The 21,441-nt window shown below is 39.2% G+C and carries 14 protein-coding genes, 2 tRNA genes and 1 rRNA gene; 10 read left to right on the top strand and 7 right to left on the bottom strand.

Annotated features, from left to right (window positions below):
• Positions 1-114: 114 nt before the first annotated feature.
• The 5 genes from ACSYTE_RS00905 to ACSYTE_RS00885 are packed head-to-tail and all read left to right on the top strand — an operon-like array spanning position 115 to position 8,917.
• Positions 115-702, top strand: a complete 588-nt coding sequence (locus ACSYTE_RS00905; RefSeq protein WP_491716849.1) for an NAD(P)H-binding protein — start codon at positions 115-117, stop codon at positions 700-702.
• Positions 702-1,055 (top strand): hypothetical protein, encoded by a 354-nt coding sequence (locus tag ACSYTE_RS00900; RefSeq protein ID WP_491716848.1) that lies wholly within the window; start codon positions 702-704, stop codon positions 1,053-1,055. The genes ACSYTE_RS00905 and ACSYTE_RS00900 overlap by 1 nt, the downstream gene beginning before the upstream one ends.
• A gap of 51 nt (positions 1,056-1,106) precedes the next feature.
• On the top strand, positions 1,107-4,694 hold the full coding sequence (locus tag ACSYTE_RS00895; RefSeq protein ID WP_491716847.1) for a PD-(D/E)XK nuclease family protein: 3,588 nt from the start codon (positions 1,107-1,109) through the stop codon (positions 4,692-4,694).
• Positions 4,681-8,436: a helicase-exonuclease AddAB subunit AddA gene (gene addA / locus ACSYTE_RS00890; RefSeq protein WP_491716846.1), complete on the top strand. Its 3,756-nt coding sequence runs from the start codon at positions 4,681-4,683 to the stop codon at positions 8,434-8,436. Before ACSYTE_RS00895 ends, addA begins: the two co-directional genes overlap by 14 nt.
• Positions 8,437-8,455: 19 nt before the next feature.
• A complete protein-coding gene (locus ACSYTE_RS00885) occupies positions 8,456-8,917 on the top strand; it encodes a hypothetical protein (RefSeq protein WP_491716845.1) in 462 nt (153 codons plus the stop codon).
• A 31-nt stretch (positions 8,918-8,948) separates the two neighbouring features.
• Here the strand turns inward: ACSYTE_RS00885 and ACSYTE_RS00880 are convergent, their stop codons facing one another.
• Positions 8,949-9,506 (bottom strand): biotin transporter BioY, encoded by a 558-nt coding sequence (locus tag ACSYTE_RS00880; RefSeq protein ID WP_491716844.1) that lies wholly within the window; start codon positions 9,504-9,506, stop codon positions 8,949-8,951.
• A gap of 81 nt (positions 9,507-9,587) precedes the next feature.
• Positions 9,588-10,568, bottom strand: coding sequence for a biotin--[acetyl-CoA-carboxylase] ligase (locus tag ACSYTE_RS00875; RefSeq protein ID WP_491716843.1), 981 nt, complete (start codon positions 10,566-10,568; stop codon positions 9,588-9,590).
• A gap of 123 nt (positions 10,569-10,691) precedes the next feature.
• Here ACSYTE_RS00875 and ACSYTE_RS00870 point away from each other — a divergent pair, with 123 nt between their 5' ends.
• Together ACSYTE_RS00870 and ACSYTE_RS00865 are read left to right on the top strand one after the other, a co-directional pair.
• Positions 10,692-12,155, top strand: coding sequence for a sucrose-6-phosphate hydrolase (locus tag ACSYTE_RS00870; protein WP_491716842.1), 1,464 nt, complete (start codon positions 10,692-10,694; stop codon positions 12,153-12,155).
• 109 nt (positions 12,156-12,264) lie between these two features.
• Complete coding sequence (locus tag ACSYTE_RS00865; protein WP_491716841.1) at positions 12,265-12,861, top strand: L,D-transpeptidase; 597 nt, start codon at positions 12,265-12,267, stop codon at positions 12,859-12,861.
• Between the two features lie 34 nt (positions 12,862-12,895).
• On the opposite strand, the gene ACSYTE_RS00860 is transcribed toward ACSYTE_RS00865, so the two are convergent.
• The 5 genes from ACSYTE_RS00860 to ACSYTE_RS00840 form a co-directional block, all read right to left on the bottom strand.
• Positions 12,896-13,087 carry a hypothetical protein gene (locus ACSYTE_RS00860; RefSeq protein ID WP_491716840.1) on the bottom strand — a complete coding sequence of 64 codons (192 nt, stop codon included), beginning with the start codon at positions 13,085-13,087 and terminating at the stop codon, positions 12,896-12,898.
• The gene (locus tag ACSYTE_RS00855; protein WP_491716839.1) at positions 13,080-14,063 is read right to left on the bottom strand and encodes a Ppx/GppA phosphatase family protein; all 984 of its coding nucleotides are present in this window, start codon (positions 14,061-14,063) and stop codon (positions 13,080-13,082) included. The genes ACSYTE_RS00860 and ACSYTE_RS00855 overlap by 8 nt, the downstream gene beginning before the upstream one ends.
• A gap of 3 nt (positions 14,064-14,066) precedes the next feature.
• Positions 14,067-16,211, bottom strand: coding sequence for an RNA degradosome polyphosphate kinase (locus tag ACSYTE_RS00850; RefSeq protein WP_491717265.1), 2,145 nt, complete (start codon positions 16,209-16,211; stop codon positions 14,067-14,069).
• Positions 16,199-17,776, bottom strand: coding sequence for a Ppx/GppA phosphatase family protein (locus tag ACSYTE_RS00845; RefSeq protein ID WP_491716838.1), 1,578 nt, complete (start codon positions 17,774-17,776; stop codon positions 16,199-16,201). Before ACSYTE_RS00845 ends, ACSYTE_RS00850 begins: the two co-directional genes overlap by 13 nt.
• A gap of 92 nt (positions 17,777-17,868) precedes the next feature.
• The gene (locus ACSYTE_RS00840; protein WP_491716837.1) at positions 17,869-19,035 is read right to left on the bottom strand and encodes an acetyl-CoA C-acetyltransferase; all 1,167 of its coding nucleotides are present in this window, start codon (positions 19,033-19,035) and stop codon (positions 17,869-17,871) included.
• A gap of 461 nt (positions 19,036-19,496) precedes the next feature.
• Between ACSYTE_RS00840 and ACSYTE_RS00835 the strand changes: the two genes are divergently transcribed.
• From ACSYTE_RS00835 to ACSYTE_RS00825, 3 genes are all read left to right on the top strand, one after another.
• Positions 19,497-21,072, top strand: a 16S ribosomal RNA gene (locus ACSYTE_RS00835).
• A gap of 86 nt (positions 21,073-21,158) precedes the next feature.
• Positions 21,159-21,232 (top strand) — tRNA-Ile (locus ACSYTE_RS00830).
• Between the two features lie 39 nt (positions 21,233-21,271).
• Positions 21,272-21,344 (top strand) — tRNA-Ala (locus tag ACSYTE_RS00825).
• The last annotated feature ends 97 nt before the right edge of the window (positions 21,345-21,441 follow it).

Genomic DNA, 21,441 nt, shown 5'->3' with positions numbered 1-21,441 from the left:
ACTAATAATATTATTATGATACCAATTAACGCAATTTAAAAACATTTTGCTATTTAAATCTGGTTAGCATATTAGGTATAATTAAACTAGTGAAATTAATGAGGAGGAATTGAATTGAAGACCGTTTTGGTATTAGGAAGTCAAAGGTCAATTGCCAAGTTAGCAGTTCAAGAATTAAAGCACATTGATGATGTGAAAGTGATTGAATTAGATGATCAAAAAGTGGATGTGACTTATGAAAAAATCTATTTACCATTTATCGAAAAAGTTGATATTATCATCTCGTTCCTAGGCCCACTAGATGTGGATATTGCGTTTGAAGGTCTATTTGATGCAATTCGTTCCAGTAATAGTCAAATTGATGATTTTGTAATGTTATCAACTGCGGGGATTGATAACGAAGTGCAAGGTAGTTTGAAGTATCCGGAGAAAGTTAGCGACGTAAGGCAATATCTGAATCAACAACGATATGCAATCAAGATAGTTGATGAGGAGGAAATTCCATACACCATTTTAAGGCCAGTGACGTTAGTTAACCAAGCGGATGGTGAGTTACAGATTTATAATGAAGGGCAGCCAATGCCAGCAGGGATTGTTTCACGTGAAACAGTTGCAAAAATTGCTGTTTCAGCAGCAATTGACAATAAATATGTTAATCAGTCAATTGGACTGGTGCAAAATACTAAAGAGGTGTTTAAATAATGGATTTAACTCGTGAAAAGCTAGATCAAGTAAAAGAACAATTATCGAGAGCACAACAAGTTTCGCATTTTATTATTTTTGAAACCTTTGACCCAATGCTGAATGGAAATGTTCGATTGGTGATTGACCGCAATGGATACGAAAATATGAAACAGGCACGCAATAGTGAAACGCCAATGCGGATCCTTCGCGACTTTGTTCCTGTCACTGATGCACTGGCTCGCTGGGCGGTTGCTGAACATGATGCCGCTTCTGCCAGCATGAAGGGTGCTGAAAATATGGAAGAACTGGTTCAAACAATGGATGAATGTATTAATGAAGTCCTTGCTGAAAATAAATTGGCAACTAATTAGTCATTGGCAAATCGTCAATGACTTTTTACATAATTGAAGGGGAGAATGATAATGGCACTGCAATTTATTCTGGGAACTGCTGATATGGATCATGCTGCAAAATTAACCGATTGGCTATTACAAAAATTACAAAGTCAGCCTAATGACAGGTACTTCTATTTGGTTCCGAACCATATTAAATTTGAATCAGAAGTAAAGACATTGAAACGACTTAACCATAATCAAGATGATGTATACGCACAAACGAACGTTCAAATTTTTTCATTGACCCGATTGGCTTGGTATTTTTTAAGCCATGAGTCAGCTTATCAGATTCCTAGATTAAGCGCTGCAGGCGTTAACATGTTGATTTATCAAATCATCAATGATCATCAAGATGAGTTAACCGTGTTCAGAGGAGAAAGTGGCCAACCTGGATTCATTAATAAAATTGCAAGCCAGATTTCAGAAATGGAAGCTGGCCAATTAAGCGCTGATGATCTTGAAGACCTTTATAATACGAATCGTGAATCATTGAATCCCAACCTACGGGATAAACTACATGATTTCGTTATTATTTATAAAGCATTTGAGTCGGCCACCATTGGTCAGTTTATTCATCAAAATGATACGTTGAAGCTGCTATGTGAGTTTTTAGAGCGTAATGACTTATCAAATATGCACTTTTTGATCAGCGGTTTTTCCCAACTCACCGCCCAAGAACGTGAACTAGTGACGATCATGATGAAAAAATCAGCTGACGTTGTGATTGATTTAAATCTAGATCGTCCTGCAATTAATCTTCCAAGTGAACCTGACCTATTCCTTCAACCAGCTAAGCTGTACCATCATTTATATCAATTTGCCCGTGATAATAATATTCCAATCATGATGGATCAATCTGCAGATGTAATGCGTGTTAATCAAGAGTTATCTGATTTGAGCAATTATTGGATTCAAACCGGTGGCGTAGATGATAATCAAAAAAATCATCCAATTCATAGTGACAATATTCAGGTGGTTAAAGCTGATAATTTTTACTCAGAATTATCAGCAGTCGCAATTAAAATTAGGCAATTAGTGGCCAGTGGTAAATACTTATACCGCGATATTTTAGTTTTAACGAGGCATTTGGACAAGTACCAAAATATCATTGAACCCATTTTTAACATGCAGCAAATTCCATATTTTAACGATGTGCAAAAATCAATGGTCGACCATCCATTAGTCCAATTGATCGATGCGCTCTTTAGTGTGGATCCAGGTGATGGGCACCGAAATTACCGTTATGATGATATAATGCGCCTTTTAAAAACAGAATTATTAGTGCCACGCGAAGCCGATGGTCACTTTATGAATATTCAGGCCTTTAGGGATGATCTGGCCCTTACGGAAAATATTATTCTAAAGAATGGTTACGAGGGCTTTCGGTGGCTGCAAGATGACGACTGGCACTACGTTTGGTTGAACGAAAGTGATTTTAAAACGAAGCAACGGCCTAATGAATTTATTGATAAAAAGATTAATCGAATTCGCAACTATGTAAAACAGACATTGCCCCCGTTCTTTAAAAAGATCAAACGAGCAAAGGATATTAAGAGCGCTGCTAAGGTGTTGTACCAATTTTTAGTTGATCAAGGCGTGGTCGAGCGCATGCAACAATGGCGAGCAGATTCGATTGCTGATGGCGATTTATCACAGGCAGCCCAGCCAGAGCAAGTTTGGCAGACGTTCTGTGATTTATTGGATGATTTTGTGACCGTTTTAGGGGACCGCAACGAATTCAAGTTGCATGACTTTTTGGCACTCTTAAAGGCGGGGTTCGAAGGGGCTAATTATTCACAAATTCCGTCCACGTTGGACCAAGTAACGATTTCAGAAAGTGGAATCGTACAAATGCCAGACTATAAAGTAGTGTTCATGGTTGGTTCAACTGACGATGTGATGCCTGATCGGATTACAAATGATAATTTATTTAACGATAGTGATCGTGATGATTTAACAAAATACTTTTCGAGTAATCAATATATTCGTGATACTAGTGAAAACCAGATGGCAAACGATCCCTATTTGAACTACCTTGCGTTCATGACGGGGAGCGAACGGTTGATCTTTTCATACTGTTTAGCAAATGATAGCGATAAAGAAACTGGGGTCCAGATTTCACCATATGTTGCTCTGATTAAAAAGCATTTTGAAATTAAAGAATTCCGTTATGCTGGCACTCCAGTTGCTAATAGCACAGAAATATTGCCGTACGTGGGGACGATGCGGACGACATTAAGTTATTTAGTTCAGGCTAGTTATGATCACAAATATTATCAACGCCCGCTGTCATCGGAATGGTTATTGGTATACCATGACTTGATCAACGAGAACGAATCCTTTAAGGCATTGACCGAAAAACTATTAGGGGGCTTGGATTACAACAATACCCCAACTAAGTTGACCAATGAAATTATTACTGGACTGTATGGCAATGAAATTGAAACTTCAATCTCTCAATTAGAGAAATTCTACGCTAATCCGTATGAGTACTTCTTAAAATATGGGCTAAAGCTTCATGAACGGGAGGTATTTGAATTAACGCCGAACAGTGCAGGTGAATTTTACCACGCTTCATTAGATCTGCTGATGAAACGCATCCGCGATGAGCATATTGATATTAAGGATCTTGATGAGCAGAACTTAAACCAATTCGTTAATGAGATTGCTGATCAAATACTGAACGATCCCAATAACTATCAATATGCCATTTTACAAAGCTCCTATCGAATGGGGTATTTAAAACAACAATTGATCAAGACTGTGGAACGAATGGCATTGACGATGCACTGGCAAAGTAAGTGGACGCCGATGCGACCTCAAAAAACCGAAATTACGTTTGGCCGTGATGGCACGGCGAATGATTTAGCCCCGTTGACGTTCGATATTTCTAAGCGAATCTTGATTCTTGGAAGTCAAAAGGTGAGTGTGCGGGGCCGAATTGATCGAATCGATGCAATGGATGCTCCTGACAAACGTTATTTGGAACTCGTTGATTACAAGTCTGGAGATAAGGACTTTGAAATTGGGAAAGCTTATGATGGAACCGCCATGCAGTTGCTTACCTACTTGGATGTGATTAAAAAGAACTTGGCGCGCTTTACTGATGACCAAAAGGCTGAATTAGCAGGTGCACTATACTTCCACGTGTTTAACCCTAAATTGTCGCAAACTGATATTAATAAGACTAATTTTGAAACTGCTATTATGAAAAAGCAGAAGTATAAAGGCCTCTTAGTCAATGATGATGAGCTCCTGCATTTAATTGATAGTCAAATTAAAGGGGGCGGAAACTCATTAATTTATCCGTTTGGAATCAATAAGGATAGTAGTTTAAGAAAGGGCAATAATGTTATTTCTGCTGAAGATTTAGACTTGATTTTACAACATACCGAAAGGTTAATTGAAAATGCTGGGGTTAGGATTCTTAGTGGTGACGTTAGTTTAGCTCCGTTTAAGGATAAAAAAGGGACCGCACTGCAGTATTCACCATTCAAGTCGATCATGCAGTTCGACCCGTTGTTAACTGAAAATAACTATCGTAATGTTGAGGAATTAAGTATGGCTGATGTAATTAAGAAATTAAGGGAGGAACGAGAAAATGGAATACACTAAGTCCCAACATACAGCGGTTTATGATGACTTTGAGGGGAATGTATTAGTTTCTGCATCTGCTGGTTCTGGGAAGACGCGGGTCCTAGTTGATCGCGTCATCAATAAGTTAGTTAATTATGAAGAGATTGATAAAATGCTGATCGTTACGTTTACCCGTGCTGCTGCTAAGGAAATGAAGGATCGGATTTTAGTTGCTCTTCAAGAAACCATCCGCAGTACTGATGATCAAAAGTTGAAAAACCATCTTAATGTTCAAGTTCGCAAACTACCAGTTGCAGACATTAGTACGCTCGATTCATTTTGTCAAAAGATCGTCCAAAGTTATTACTACATCATTGATCTAGATCCCGACTTTCGAATTTTAATTGATCAAACGGAAACCGAAATGTTACGGGACTTAGTTTGGGATAATATCCGTGAAGACTATTATGCCAATGATAAGGACGGCAGCTTTGCACGGTTGACTGAAAACTTTTCTAATGACCGTTCAGACGATGGACTGACTAACTTAGTCTATAATCTTTACGAATATGCGAATGTTAATCGAGATCCGCGTGAGTGGTTGACTAATTTACCTAATTTTTATCATGTTGACGGGACGATTACTGAAAGCGACTTTTACCAAAATGATTTGAAACCAACTTTATTGGACCAGTTGAATCAAGTGCAAATTAATTTTCAAGCAGCGGTTGATTTTGCGAAGGATCAACAACTAGCAAAAGAGGCTGCTTTTGAAGAAAGTGAAGTCGCCTACATTGAACAATTAAAGGCGGATTTAGATACTGAATCTTGGAATCAATTAAGGGCTCAATTCAATAGTAAGCTTGGTACATTTCCACAGATTCGGGGGGCCAATGAAATAGAAAAGCAGGCCCATAAGCAGGTGATGAATTTACGTAACATCGCCAAAGATCAGTTGAAAAAAGTTGCGGATCGTTACTTTGCAAGCGACGAGCAGACCAATTTGGCGGTGATGAAGGCTTCGAATCAGTTAATTGAAAAATTAGTGGAAGTGGTGAAGCGCTTTAGTGATGCTTATCAAGAATTGAAGCACGGACGTCATTTGATGGAATTTATTGACATCGAACATGCTGCTCTTGATATTTTTAATCATCCCAATGGTAAACAAAACGTACGTGCTACTTTGCAAGAACAATATCATGAAATTATGGTCGATGAGTACCAAGATAATAATCGGCTCCAAGATGCGATCTTAACTACGATTGCTACCCATGATCAATCTGGCAACACGCAAAATATGTTTATGGTGGGGGATGTCAAGCAATCGATTTATCGCTTTCGACTAGCTGCTCCTGAAATGTTTTTGGAACGGATGGACCGTTATCAATTGGACGACAATCCAGATCGGATCATCCTATTAAAGGAAAATTTCCGTTCAATGAAAAATGTGGATAACTTTGTGAACTTAATTTTTAATCAAATTATGAGTCGGGAAGTCGGTAAAATTGAATACCAGGGTGATAATAATTTAGTTGCGGGAGCTGATTACTATCCCGATGATTTAGAATCAAATGTTGAGATTTTGCTCTACCTCAATCAAGATGATCCTAGTTCTAATGACTCAGAACCATTGAACGAGCAGTTTCAAATTGAAGATGGAATCCATGGGCAAGTAGAACTAGTTGCCCAAAAAATCATTGAACTTAAGAATAGTGGTCAATTAGTCTATGATCGAAGTGCAAAGAAAACGCGCCCAATGAAGTTCTCAGATGTTGCCTTGATTTCTGCGACAAAAAAGAATAATTTGGTGGTTTCAGATGTTTTCGCCCAACACAATATTCCAGTGACAATCAACAACACCCAGAGTTATTTTAAAACGACAGAGATTCAAATCATGATGTCGTTGCTTACGATCATTGATAATCCATATCAAGATATTCCCTTGGTTGCAGTCCTGCGCTCACCAATCGTAGGATTAAATGAAAACCAGCTTGCGTATCTAAGAATCAACTCCAAAACTGGTGACTATTATAATGCCGTAACTAGTTTTGTGCGGAATTATCATAAACAATCGCCAACCGAGTTTGGTGATCAGGTATTTGAACGGGTCAATCGCTTCTTGGAACAGTTAGTTAAATTCAGAAATATTGCTCAACAAAAGGAACTAGTGCCATTGATCTGGAGTATTTATGAAGAAACGGGGTTCTTAGATTATATTGGTGGGATGCCAGCTGGAAAACAAAGACAAGCTAATCTTCACGCCCTCTACGATCGAGCAGCCCAATATGAGAATAGTAGTTTTAAGGGGCTCTTCCAATTCGTGCGCTTTATTGAACGGATGCGCGATGGTAATAATGACCTTGCTGAGCCCGCTGCCAATCCAGATGATAATACGGTTCAAGTAACGACGATTCACGGAAGTAAGGGGCTGGAATACCCAATCGTATTTTTGATCGATGCTAATCACCAGTTCAATATGCAAGACTCCAGGGGTGAATATGTATTGGATGATGATTTGGGGCTGGGGATTACCTATTTTAATGCCGACAATCGTGAAAAAATTTCCACCCTCCAAAGGCAAGTGGTACAAAGCCAAATTGATAATGATACGTTGGATGAAGAGATGCGGAAACTATACGTTGCATTGACGAGAACGGAACAGCAGCTATTTATTGTGGGTGCTTTGAAGCCGAAAAAAAAGGATGCTGATATCTTAGCGGAGTGGTCGCATAAGGCGGCACAAAGCGATCAACTACTATTGCGCCCAGCCCTGAGAAGCAGTGCAAAAACCTATTTAGATTGGATTTTGCCTGCTGTTGTGCGCCACCCCCATTTAAAAGTTGCATTTAATAATCGTGATACATTTGATGGGTTGAAAGATGATGATACTAATTTATCACTTCAGTTTGTCCATCCATCTGATCTATATAAAAATGCCCCCGCTAAATTAGAAAATGATCGTCATGAATTCATTGAACAAATGAATCAAAAGGTTGCTAATGGGCTGGACGTTGATAATGCTGCACAAATCCGTTCCATTATGAATTATCAATACCCCAATCGCACAGCAACAACTACAACCGCTTATCAGGCGGTCTCAGAGATAAAGCAGGTTTTTGATGATCCTGATGCAATTCAAATGGGGGATTTCGAAGGATTGAGTGATGCTGATAAACAAACTAATCGTTATGTTGCCAGCAACTTTGCCCAGCCAGAATTCTTACAAACTGTTGCTAAACCCAAGCCTACTGAGATTGGGACGGCAACGCATTTGATCTTACAGCAAATAGATCTGAACGCGGCCCCAACAAAGGAATCACTAGATAAGTTGATCAAACGGTTAGTCGTTGATCGAGTAATTGCTGATCGGGTTGCAGACCAAATCAATCGGCAATCAATTTTGCAGTTCTTTGATAGTAAATTAGGGCAATTGATCCTAGAACATCCCAATCAGCTACACAGGGAAGCGCCGTTTTCTTTGATCATGTCTGCAAATAAGATTTTCGATGGATTTAATCCTGCTGCTGATGAAAAGATTTTAATTCATGGAATTATTGATGGTTATTTGGTGCTTGAAGATGGGGTAATTTTATTTGATTATAAGACTGATTATGTTGGGCAACGTAATCGGGATGCGCAGTTGAAACGAATCATTGATAAGTACCGCGGACAGGTTAATTTATATGGATTAGCATTATCTAAAATTTTAGGGCGCCCCGTTGAAAAAAGATTCTTGTATCTACTCTCAATCAATCAATTAGTTCCAATTCACGATTCATAAATCAGTTAGGAGGAATAACTTGTTATTTTATTTAATCTTATTAACGTTAACGTTCGTTTGTCCCGTAGTAGCGGTTTTGGTTTCAGCTGCATTGGGAATTAAGTATTGGCAATTTATGCGAGCCACTGGTCTCAATGCTCACAAAGTTGATTTTATTGGTAAGCATCGCCTTTGGAGCTTTATCGCCCAAATTGCCTGTTTGTTATGTTCGGGATTGATCATGGCCGTGGTCCCATTTACGAAACTGACTAAATTTTTGGCCTTAATGGTATTTGTAATTGTAATTATTGGAACACTATCAAAAACGTTAATTGCAATTTATCGTGAACATCATCAAGTTGATATTCATGCTTTTGAATCTGATGATGATTTAGATGCCGATGTGGTGCGAATCTTTATTGAAAAACGGAGTATATTATTTAATGCATTTGCAATTACCTTGATGTTTGTCAACATTGGTTTAATTTTAAATTTACTTTAGCCATAAAAAGCGACCATAAATGGTCGCTTTTTTAATATGGTTTATTTAAGTGAAGTGATTGATTTAAGCGCATGGCAATGATCACTGCAATCACTGCTTTAATCACATCCCCCGGAACAAACAGAGCGTTCGCCGATAATGCAACCATGAATGGAATGTGAGATTGAATACTGAGCCAACTAACCGCAATTAGGTAGATGCATATAATACTAACTGACAGTGTTACTAATAATAGTTCGCTAAAATTAAGCGGCTTTTTTTGCCATTTACTAATTATCTTGATACCCAGTGATATTAAACAAGGCGTCAGTAGCCATGCTAATATATAACCCCCCGTTGGGCCTAGCACAACTGGCAGCCCACCTCTAAATCCAGATAGAATCGGCAGCCCCAGTGCTGCTAATAAAATAAAGATAGCAACTGCAATCGTTCCATTGCGGCCGCCTAATAGTAGTCCAGCTAAGATGATCGCAAAATTTTGCAAAACAATTGGAACTGGGATGATGCCAATCGGGATTCCTGGAATCATTCCTAAAACGATAATTAAAGCAATCATAATTGCAATCTGTGATAAATCCCTAGTTTTCATGGGTTCCTCCATAATAGTTAACCTTTTTTATTTAACGGTTAACTATTATACATGAATTTACAAAAAAAGAAACCATATTCATTATGAATCGGTTTCTTTGTTAGTCGTAATTCTAACCTTGGTAACTTCTCCGGTCATGATTTGATGTTTTTTACCATCTGCGGTTTTTAAAATTAACGCCCCATTATCTGCGATATTATCAACGATCCCAACTAATGGTTGTTTTTTAGTACTAATGGTGACTTGCTTGCCAATGACGACCGACAATTTACGGTAATCAGCCATTGCTTGTCCCGTTTGATAGGTGGGATAGCTCTTTAGGAATTGATTAATGATGTCAGCAGCGATTTTGTTTCGATCGATTAATTGGGTCCCAATCGATGCAACTGGTTGGCCGATTTCAGCGGGAAAATCAGTAGTCGCAAGGTTGATCCCAATTCCAACGATGATTACCGAAGGCTGCATTAATTCAATATCCATAATTGATTCGGTCATAATGCCGCCCACCTTGTGATTATTAACCCAAATATCATTGATCCATTTGAGTTGAAATGAAACATCTGGATAACTTTGTTTTAATGCTTTTACGATTGCCACTGCGGTCGTAGTAGTTAATAATCCTGGATCGATTGTTGAGTCATGACCAACTGGAACGGCAATTGTCAGGTAGAGTCCTGAATTAGCTGGTGAATAAAATTGCCGTCCCCGTCGACCATAACCAGCTGTTTGTTGATTAGCGATGACTGCAAATGGCTGTTCGATGACGTTTTGGTTAACTAGTTCTTTTGCGTATTTATTAGTGGAGGGGAGTTGATTAAAAGCGTGGACCTGGACTGATTGTAAACAAAAATGTTCAATTGCTGTCGCACTTAATTTATCAGTGCCGATGTAACGATACCCCAGATTATGTTTACGCTCAATTTGATACCCAGTTTCCCTTAGCGCATTGATGTGCTTCCAAATCATCGTTCTACTAATGTTTAACTGCTCAGCTAGACTATTTCCTGATAACCATTTATTTTGATGATTTAAGAATATTTTTAACAATTCGTTATTTGGCACTGGAACCCCTCCCGCAATGTTTTTTATATTATAATCATATCATATGCAATTTATCAGTATAGGTATAAAACATAATTATGGTAAAATATAATTAAATTTATTTTTGATAAAGGAGCTTAAATTATGGATAAAAAATATTGGAATACAGAACGCTTAAATCGTTTGTATAAAGACTGGCCAAGTGAACGAATTGATGAGCTAAAGGCACAAATCGCAAAGTCACATTGGCGTTTAGGATATCACATTCAAACTGAAACTGGATTATTAAATGATCCGAACGGTTTTTCATACTTTAATGGTCAATGGCACATGTTCTTTCAAGCGTTTCCATTTGGTGGAATTCATGGGTTAAAGAGCTGGACGCATATGGTGTCTGATGATTTAGTACACTGGAAGAACACTGATAAACCAATGGTCCCTGATACTAAGTATGATCGGCATGGTTGTTATTCAGGTTCTGCGATTCCAGTCGGAGACAAGTTATTCTTAATGTACACTGGAAACGTCTGGGAAAAGATGAATGAAGTTCGTCATCCATATCAAGATGGGGCTTGGATGGACAAGGATAATAATATTGAAAAATTAGCAAAGCCCTTAATTGCCAACCCACCAAAGGGTGTCACTGGACACTTCAGAGATCCACAAGTAATTAAGCATGATGATTATTACTATGCATTTATCGGTGCGCAAACCACTGATGAAAATGGAGAAGTGGTTGTATATCGTTCTGCTAACGTTGATCGTGATTGGGAATTCTATAGCAAACTAGATATTGGGAACGATAACTTGGGCTATATGGCAGAATGTCCAAACTTATTGTTCGTTGATGGGCATCCAGTACTGACTTTTTGTCCACAGGGAGCTGATAAGAGCTCATTTAAGTACGATAATGTTCATCCAAATGCTTATATTGTTGCCGATGATATTAATTGGGAAACGATGAAATTAATTAATCCATCTAAGATGCGTCAATTAGATGATGGTTTTGATTTTTATGCTGCCCAAGGGATTAATGCTCCCGATGGACGGACTTTGATCTGTGGATGGCTAGGGCTCCCAGATACTACCTATCCTTCCGATGACGAAGGTTGGGAAGGTGGTTTATCCATGATTCGTGAATTAAGTGTGAAAGATGGTCACTTGATTCAAAAACCAGTTCATGAAATGAAGTCATTAGCATTGGGCTCCGAGGATACGTTTAATGGGATGGAAGTTAGAAAGCAAAGTTTGATCAACTTCAAAGTAAATCCAGAATCTGATAACCAAGTTGCAATTACTGCTGGCAATACACACTTGGTAATTGATATCGATAACGAATGTCAGAAGTTGACCCTTCATCGTAAGGATGTTGAAAACGATGGTCAAGATGAAACAAGAAGCATTCGCTTTAACAATGATAAGGTTGAAAATTGTTCACTATACCTTGATAATACGGTATTTGAATTGTTTATTAATGATGGCTATAAGACCATGACTGGATTCTTCTTCCACGAAGGAAATCATTTGAACTTAAATTGGACAGAAGTTGAAGATATTAATGTCACTAAGTTGGATAACATTAATATTAATGGTTCTGAAAATAAATAAACCTAAATAATAAGCACCTGCTAGTCCGAATCAATGATGATGATTAGTAAGTGCTTATTGATTTATTGATTGAATCAATTATAAAATAATGGTAAAAGAAGGTGTTTAAATGCCAAAACGATTTTTATTATTCCCGCTGCTATTGATCCTAATGCTAAGTGGGTGTAGCAGTAATAACAATCAACATGCTAGTTCTAATTCGGTCAGTGCTTATAGCTATCACCAAAAGAAATTAGGTACTGCTAAATCGACGGTTAAACAAACGAAGATTAATTGGCGCAAACCATCCGAAAATAAACCATATCCAAACATGCAATTAAGTCGTCACAATTGGATCAAAGTGTCGATTAAGCAACAACGGGTCTTTATTATGAGTGCTACTAATAAAGTCTTGTATACCATGAATGCTTCAACGGGGGCCAATAATTCAACGCCGCGCGGAACCTACTATATTCAAGCTGAGCGGGGGAACTTCTTTTATAATCAGGAATCTAAAGAAGGTGCGCGTTATTGGACTTCATGGAAGGACCATGGGATTTATCTATTCCATACCGTTCCAACGAACGCAAACGGTCAATATATTAAGTCTGAAGCTGAAGAATTAGGCAAAACCGCTAATTCACACGGCTGCATTCGGTTATCGATTCCAGATGCAAAGTGGATTAACCAAAACGTTCCAATGGGAACCAAAGTGGTAATTAAATAAATTAAAAAAGCAGACCCGCGGGCCTGCTTTTTGATTATGATAATCGAATGACCGTTACTAATATATAAATCATAACTAGTTCTACGACCATTAGCGGAGTGGTGAACTTCGTAAATAGCTTTTTGCGTCGGTAAATGAGATAGGCCAGTAAGGATAATACGACGATGACTCCGATGATGTACATAATCATTAACTTAATTTGAACATCAAAGTCTGATTTAATCATCGTTTTCCTGATCCTCCTTTGGCATTTGCATAAATTCTTGGGTTTCTACGTTTCTTAGTTTTTCAATGTGTTCATAAAGAACCCCGAACCGTAATCCCTGCTTAGAGAAAATCATCCGATCGGAATTGAGCCGCCAGATCAATGACATTGCAGGAGCAAGTCCACCCACAATAATGTCAGCTCGTTCCTTGGATAGCCCTGGGATGTTCTTACGTTCTTCAAGGGTCGAGTCAACTAGCTTTAAGAAAATTTCCTTTACTTCCTTAGCACTTAAGTGGAAGCCGTGGATGTCATCCCAGTGTCTTCTATCAGGATCATTCCGTCGCTTAATTTTAGCAAGGGTCCGATTAGAACCACCGAGCCCAATGATTGGAAGGTTAGTGCCACGGTAAAGCCACCAGATATCATTATAAATATCATTGAGTTGGTCAAAAACGCGGTACATTTGTGCAGCTGAGACCTTATCTGGATTGACATCTTCTTCAGAAAGGGTGACCGAACCTACTGGTAAACTGATCAGGTTAACGATTCGCTTATTTTGGACCAGGATTAGTTCGGTACTGGCGCCACCGGTATCCATAATGATGCCGTTAACGATGGGTAAGGAATTGATGACCCCAAGGTAATCGTAATAAGCCTCTTCTGTTCCAGCGATGACTTCTAACGTAATTCCAGTTTTATCCTTAACTTCCTTTAAAAAATCGGCCTGGTTAGCTGCCATTCTAGTAGCGGCAGTGGCCACGGCCCGAATCTTTAAATTAGGGAAGTCTTTGAAACAATCCTTGAAAGACTTAAGAGCGGTAATCGTTCTATCAATTGCAGGTTGTTTTAACGTGCGTTCTTCACCCATGTTCTCGGAAAGGCGAACGGCTTCTTTTCTTTCAATGACGTTTTCAAATGTGCCATCATCTTTAATCTTGGTAACGGCTAATCTAGCTGAGTTTGAACCTAAATCAATTACTGCGAAATATTCCATTAACTAAAGCTTCCTTCCATTATGGTTACGAATTGGCATGAATCTAGTGTTTTTCCGTTTAGCAGGTTTTTTAAAGTCATGATCGAACAATGAATCAGCAATCTTTTTACGATTTTCGATTAAGAATGACTGTGCGTTTAATGGTTCTTGATCGTCTGCTTTCGCATGTGGCCAAGTATCATCTGGTTGTAGCACCCGCGTTTTAACGTTGTCATTCCAAAGGATATCATAAATTCTGATAATATGTTCACGGATATCATCCTGCAGAATTGGGAATAATAATTCCACTCTTCGGCTGAGGTTTCGCTTCATTAAATCGGCACTAGAGAGGAATACCTTTTCTTCACCATCAGCGTAGAAATAATAAATTCGGCTGTGTTCAAGTAATTGGCCAACTAGTGAATGGACGGTGATATTATCACTAACTCCCTTGATTCCAACCCGTAAGTTACAGATTCCTCTAACGATTAAGTTAATTTTGACTCCAGCAGCACTGGCTTCATATAACTTTTTAATGATAATTGTATCAGAAAGTGAATTCATCTTCATTTGAATGAATCCCTTCTTACCAGCCTTCACGTTTTCAATTTCATCATCGATACGTTCCATTAGGTAATTTCTGATTCCGTTAGGGGAGATGGTCAGTTTATGGAAGTAAGGGGGTTCGGAAAATCCTGATAACATGTTAAAGATGTTAGTAGCATCAATTCCCATTTCCTGGTTATCGGTAAAGATTCCCATATCGGTATATAGCTTAGCGGTAACATCATTGTAATTACCAGTTCCCATGTGCATGTAACGCTTGATTCCATCCTCTTCTTTTCTAACGATCAAGGTTAATTTACTGTGCACCTTTAAACCAACTAGTCCGTAGATAACGTGACAACCAGCCCGTTCTAGTTCATCTGCCCAATGAAGGTTGTTAGCTTCATCAAATCGAGCCTTTAGTTCCACCAATGCGGTAACTTGTTTACCATTTTGTGCAGCCCGCTTTAGTGATTTGATAATTGGTGAATTAGGTGAAACCCGATAGAGAGTCATCTTAATTGCTAAAGTATCTGGATCGTTAGCTGCTTGGTTAATGAAATTCAATACTGGTTGGAAGGAATCATAGGGATGGTGGACAAAGACATCACTTTTAGAAATTGCCTCAAACATCGTTTCATCCTTAAGTGGAGCAGGAAAGTACGGTGTAAATTTAGGGAAGAGCAAGTTCGGGTGGTAAGTAACTTGTTTAATCAACTTGCTGACAAATGTAAGGTCAATTGGACCATCGACAACGTAAATTGCATCGTAATCAAGGTGGTATTCATTGATCAAACGATCGCGAAGGCGGTTGCTCATACTAGATTCAATCTCTAGTCGCATTACCTGCCCCCGTTCTCTTTGACGCAGTTCATGCTTGATTTCACGCATTAAGTCAGATGTATCTTCATCCGCTTCGATATCCATGTCCCGAGTAACTCTAAAGCATGCTAAATCATGTGCAGTATAGCCAACAAATAATTCCCCAGCGTAGTATTTAATAACTTCTTCAAGGAGTACGAAGTCGTTTACGGCATCTGGTAATTTGATGACCCGTGAGAAAACATCTGGAACTTGAACGGTAGCAAATGATTCCTGTTTGCTGTGGCCCTTTTTGGTAATGATCAATGCGATGTTCAACGTATTATTGGCAATGAATGGGAATGGTCTTGAAACATCGACTGCAAGGGGGGTTAAAACTGGATATAATTTTTGGTGGAAGTAGTCATCCAAGAAATCCTTTTGGCGATTATTGAGTTCATCCATTTTAAGCAGGTGGATGTTGCGTTTCGCCATCTTAGGAAGGATGCCCTTAAATAAGATGTTGTATTGGTTATCAACTAACGCATGGGCCTTTTTGGAAACCCCCTTTAGTTGTTGTAATGGGGTAAGACCAGCTGCATCTGGTTTTTCGTAGCCAACTGAAACGAGTTTATGCAGGGATGCAACCCGAATGTTGAAAAATTCATCTAGATTACTCTGGGTAATTCCCAAGAATCTTAGTCTTTCAAGGAGGGGGTTAGTAGTATCATTGGCTTCATCTAAAACGCGGCTGTCAAAATCGAGCCAACTTAGTTCACGGCTATTGAAGTATTCTGGATTATCGAACTTCATATTTTTAATCTTCCTTTCAATGTAGGTTTAACACCGAATACGGATTCAAAGAATGCTCCCTTACGGTTAAAATTGAGCTTCTCTAATTCAATTTCTTGATCTGCAGTTGCGGTAATGATTACTTGAGTGGGATCGCCAGTACCAATTTCAATGGACTTGATTTTTTGTTTCCGACTAGCATCTAATGCATCAGCAATTCTTAAAATGGCAGCCATTTTCATGATCCTCATTCGACGGTCAATATTTAGATTATCAAGATGCTTTAAAGCTGATGAGGTTGCCTTATGGCTGTGGTATCTAGAAATTGCTGCAACCATGCGGAGTTCTGATTCCGAGAGTCCAATGATTTCTGAGTTTTGAATAATATATTCTGAATGAACATAGTGATTGTGATTGTTGATGAAAGAACCAACGTCATCCACAATGGCCGATATTTCTAATAAGAGGCGGTCTCTAGCGGTTAAACCATGGAGAAACTTGAGTTCGTCGAAGAGTTTCATAACAAATTTTTCAACAAATTCTTGGTGGCGCGCCTCGACCCGATATTGTTTAGCTAAATTGTGAGCTGAAATTAAAATTTGATCTTTCAACGCATCGTTTTTCTTATTGCCACTAATTTTAGAAATTAAATCATAAGATAAGCCATCGATGAATTTCAGATCAGATACCCATAGATGCTTAGTGTTAAAGTTTTTAAATAGTTCGTGCAACATTGTCATAATGGGCAAGATTTGCGGAACGTCGCTTTCATCTACATCGTATTTTTGTACCAGCATCTGGTCGTTGCTTTTCTTGATTTCATTATAAAGGACATTAAATTCGTTAATTGAGATTTTGAGTGTTTTATGCAGGTCACTAATTAGTGGCTTTAAAATTGATATCGATGAACCCATTAAAATAACATTTTCAGTTTTTTCGATATCAGGGAGGAATCTAACAAAATCAATTAATCTACTATCAATGTAGTCCCGTAAGATTGCAAAGTAGTCGGGAGCAGACTCCTTAATATCACGTGTTGATTCATAAACCCGAAGTGGGCCTAGTTTAAGGGTCCTAGATGATGTGAATTTACCATGTTTATAGGCGATCAGCTCCACGCTTCCTGAACTGATGTCGATCAAAAGAGTATTTTTCTGGGTAATTTGGTCAAAATCCTTTAGATAAGTATTAGTAGCCAGATTACGATAAAGTGCTTCTTGGCTTTGGCTAATCCATTGGATATCGAAATGACTCCGTTCTTCTAATTGTTCCCTAACGAATTCCGAATTTTTGGCTTCGTGAAATGCATGGGTCGCATAGAATTGATAGGACTTAACTTGATATTCATCAAGTAGGTTCCGAATTACCTTTAAAGCAGTTGCGATTTCGTTTACGGTATTACTATGAACAACTCTTTCGGAGAAAACATCTTCTCCAAGGTCGATATCATAACGAGTGTTCTCCACAATTTGGGAATTATTTAAATCAATAATTTGCACATATATGTTTTGAGCACCCATTACGATTATTGCTGAAAAACTTGTGTTGACTGGCATGTACTTAATCACCTCGATAAATATAATTGAGTCACTCAACTACTTTAATTTTACCATGCAGTAATGACTCTTAACAGAAACTAGTTAAACAAAAACCGTTAAATCAAAAAGATTTAACGGTTAATTATAGACTAAATGGAAATATCCATTGCCATTCCCATTCCACCACCAATACATAAGGTTGCAAGACCTCTACTTTGATGATTACGTTTTAAGTTGTTGATTAATGTAACGATGATTCTAGAACCGGAGTCACCAAGGGGATGGCCCAGGGCAATGGCACCACCCGTTGCATTGACACGGTTACGATCAATGTTTAGATCATTAATAACTGCAAGTGATTGAGCTGCAAACGCTTCATTTAGTTCGACTTGCTCGAAGTCACTAACGTTAATTCCTTGAGCATCCACCAATTGTTTGATTGCATAATATGGTGCGTATCCCATTATGGATGGATCAATGCCAGTTTCTTGGTAGCCGTTAATGGTAGCGAGCGGCTTAATTCCTAATTGGTCGGCCTTATTTTTAGTCATCAAAACGAGTGCAGAAGCACCGTCGTTTAGACTGGCTGCGTTCCCAGCAGTGACGCTACCATCTTTTTTAAATACTGGTTTCAGTTTAGCAAGTTTTTCCATGGTTGTATCACGGCGAACGCTTTCATCATCTTTAATGATTACGCCATTTTTTAATTTGATGGGAACGATTTCGTCTTTAAAGTATTTATTATCTTGTGCCAGGATTGCTTTTTGATATGATTGATAAGCAAATTCATCTTGCTGATGTCTTGAGATGTTGAATTGCTCAGCTACCTTTTCTGCGGTAGCACCCATTGGTTGACCAGAAAAAGCATCTAATAAAGCGTCTGTTTGGATAGTATCTTCCATTGTAATTGCACCAAGTTTATGGCCGAAACGCATTTCTTTGTTTATGAATGGTGCATTTGACATGCTTTCTGTTCCACCAACGACGACGATGTCTGCATCACCGACTGCAATCGCTGCTTGTCCCGATCTAACTGCACGAAGCCCGGAACCGCAGACTTGATTTACGGTGAATGCAGTTTTAGTTTCACTAATCCCAGCGTTTATTTGAATTTGTCTGGCAATATTTTGTCCCGCTCCTGCTGAAAGGACGTTTCCAAAGATGACTTGATCAATTTGATGATTGTTAAGGTGCGCACGTTTAATTGCTTCCTTAGTAACGATGGTTCCAAGCTCGACGGCTGATAATTTACTTAAGCTGCCGCCAAATTTACCAATTGGGGTTCTAACTGCGCTAACGATTACAACTTCTTCCATTTAAATTCTCCTTCAATTTCAATCGTGATAATTATTTTTTAGTATACATTATTTTTTAAGCTGCCGATTGGATTAAAATACAAGTTTGTAAAAAGTTAATAGAGTATTGATTTATCAGTTTGAAAATAAATTTGAAAAAAAGTTTGAAAACATGTTGACTTATATTTGAATAATTGATAATATATAAAACGTTGTCATTTGAGCAACGCGTTAAAGCGATTGCGATTGATAATTCAAAATTTAATTTTAAAAAATCGTTGACATCTAGTTAGCAATTTGATATTATTAAATAGTTGTCGTTAAGAGCGACGCACAAAAGTAGATCTTTGAAAACTGAACAAAATTATGACAAAAAATGTGTAAGGAACTTCATTTTAAATGAAGTACAAAAAAACTTATGCGAAGTCAATTCGCTTTAAAGTAACAAATATTAAGAAGAGCTAACGTTAAGCTTTTCATCATAAGATGAGAGTTTGATCCTGGCTCAGGACGAACGTTGGCGGCGTGCCTAATACATGCAAGTCGAACGAACTTCCGTTAATGATAGTTGATGCTTGCATTAACTTGACTTAACATCGAAGTGAGTGGCGAACTGGTGAGTAACACGTAGGTAACTTGCCCTAAAGCGGGGGATAACATTTGGAAACAAGTGCTAATACCGCATAACAACAAAAACCGCATGGTTTTTGTTTGAAAGATGCGTTTGCATCACTTTAGGATGGACCTGCGGCGTATTAGCTTGTTGGTGGGGTAATGGCCTACCAAGGCAATGATACGTAGCCGACCTGAGAGGGTAATCGGCCACAATGGGACTGAGACACGGCCCATACTCCTACGGGAGGCAGCAGTAGGGAATCTTCCACAATGGACGCAAGTCTGATGGAGCAACGCCGCGTGAGTGAAGAAGGGTTTCGGCTCGTAAAACTCTGTTGTTAAAGAAGAACAAGTTTGATAGGAAATGATCAAGCTTTGACGGTATTTAACCAGAAAGTCACGGCTAACTACGTGCCAGCAGCCGCGGTAATACGTAGGTGGCAAACGTTGTCCGGATTTATTGGGCGTAAAGCGAGCGCAGGCGGTTTTTTAAGTCTGATGTGAAAGCCTTCGGCTTAACCGGAGAAGTGCATCGGAAACTGAGAAACTTGAGTGCAGAAGAGGACAGTGGAACTCCATGTGTAGCGGTGAAATGCGTAGATATATGGAAGAACACCAGTGGCGAAGGCGGCTGTCTGGTCTGTAACTGACGCTGAGGCTCGAAAGCATGGGTAGCAAACAGGATTAGATACCCTGGTAGTCCATGCCGTAAACGATGAATGCTAGGTGTTAGAGGGTTTCCGCCCTTTAGTGCCGCAGCTAACGCATTAAGCATTCCGCCTGGGGAGTACGACCGCAAGGTTGAAACTCAAAGGAATTGACGGGGACCCGCACAAGTGGTGGAGCATGTGGTTTAATTCGATGCTACGCGAAGAACCTTACCAGGCCTTGACATCTCCTGCAAAGCTAAGAGATTAGCCGTTCCCTTCGGGGACAGGATGACAGGTGGTGCATGGTTGTCGTCAGCTCGTGTCGTGAGATGTTGGGTTAAGTCCCGCAACGAGCGCAACCCCTATTATTAGTTGCCAGCATTAAGTTGGGCACTCTAGTGAGACTGCCGGTGACAAACCGGAGGAAGGTGGGGACGACGTCAAATCATCATGCCCCTTATGGCCTGGGCTACACACGTGCTACAATGGACGGTACAACGAGTCGCAAAACCGCGAGGTCAAGCTAATCTCTTAAAGCCGTTCTCAGTTCGGATTGCAGGCTGCAACTCGCCTGCATGAAGTTGGAATCACTAGTAATCGTGGATCAGCATGCCACGGTGAATACGTTCCCGGGTCTTGTACACACCGCCCGTCACACCATGAGAGTTAGTAATACCCAAAGTCGGTGCAGTAACCTCTTTTGAGGAGCTAGCCGCCTAAGGTAGGACTGATGATTAGGGTGAAGTCGTAACAAGGTAGCCGTAGGAGAACCTGCGGCTGGATCACCTCCTTTCTAAGGAATAATTCGGAACCTTACACAGTCATAGTTTTGTTTAGTTTTGAGAGGTCTACTCTCAAACTATGGAACCACGCTTCTTTGGGCCTATAGCTCAGTTGGTGAGAGCGCACGCCTGATAAGCGTGAGGTCGATGGTTCGAGTCCATTTAGGCCCATTATTAATCACTTGTTGATTAATTTAATTTAAATGGTATGGGGAATTAGCTCAGCTGGGAGAGCACCTGCTTTGCAAGCAGGAGGTCAGCGGTTCGATCCCGCTATTCTCCATTGACACGTAAGTGTCATAATACTTGGTTCTTTGAAAACTAGATAATATTTTAATTTTTCCAAATTATTGAATTGTATTAAATACAATTTCAACCGA

It is taken from the genome of Nicoliella sp. ESL1120, from assembly GCF_058508515.1.
This window is presented reverse-complemented; position numbering and strand designations above follow the sequence as displayed.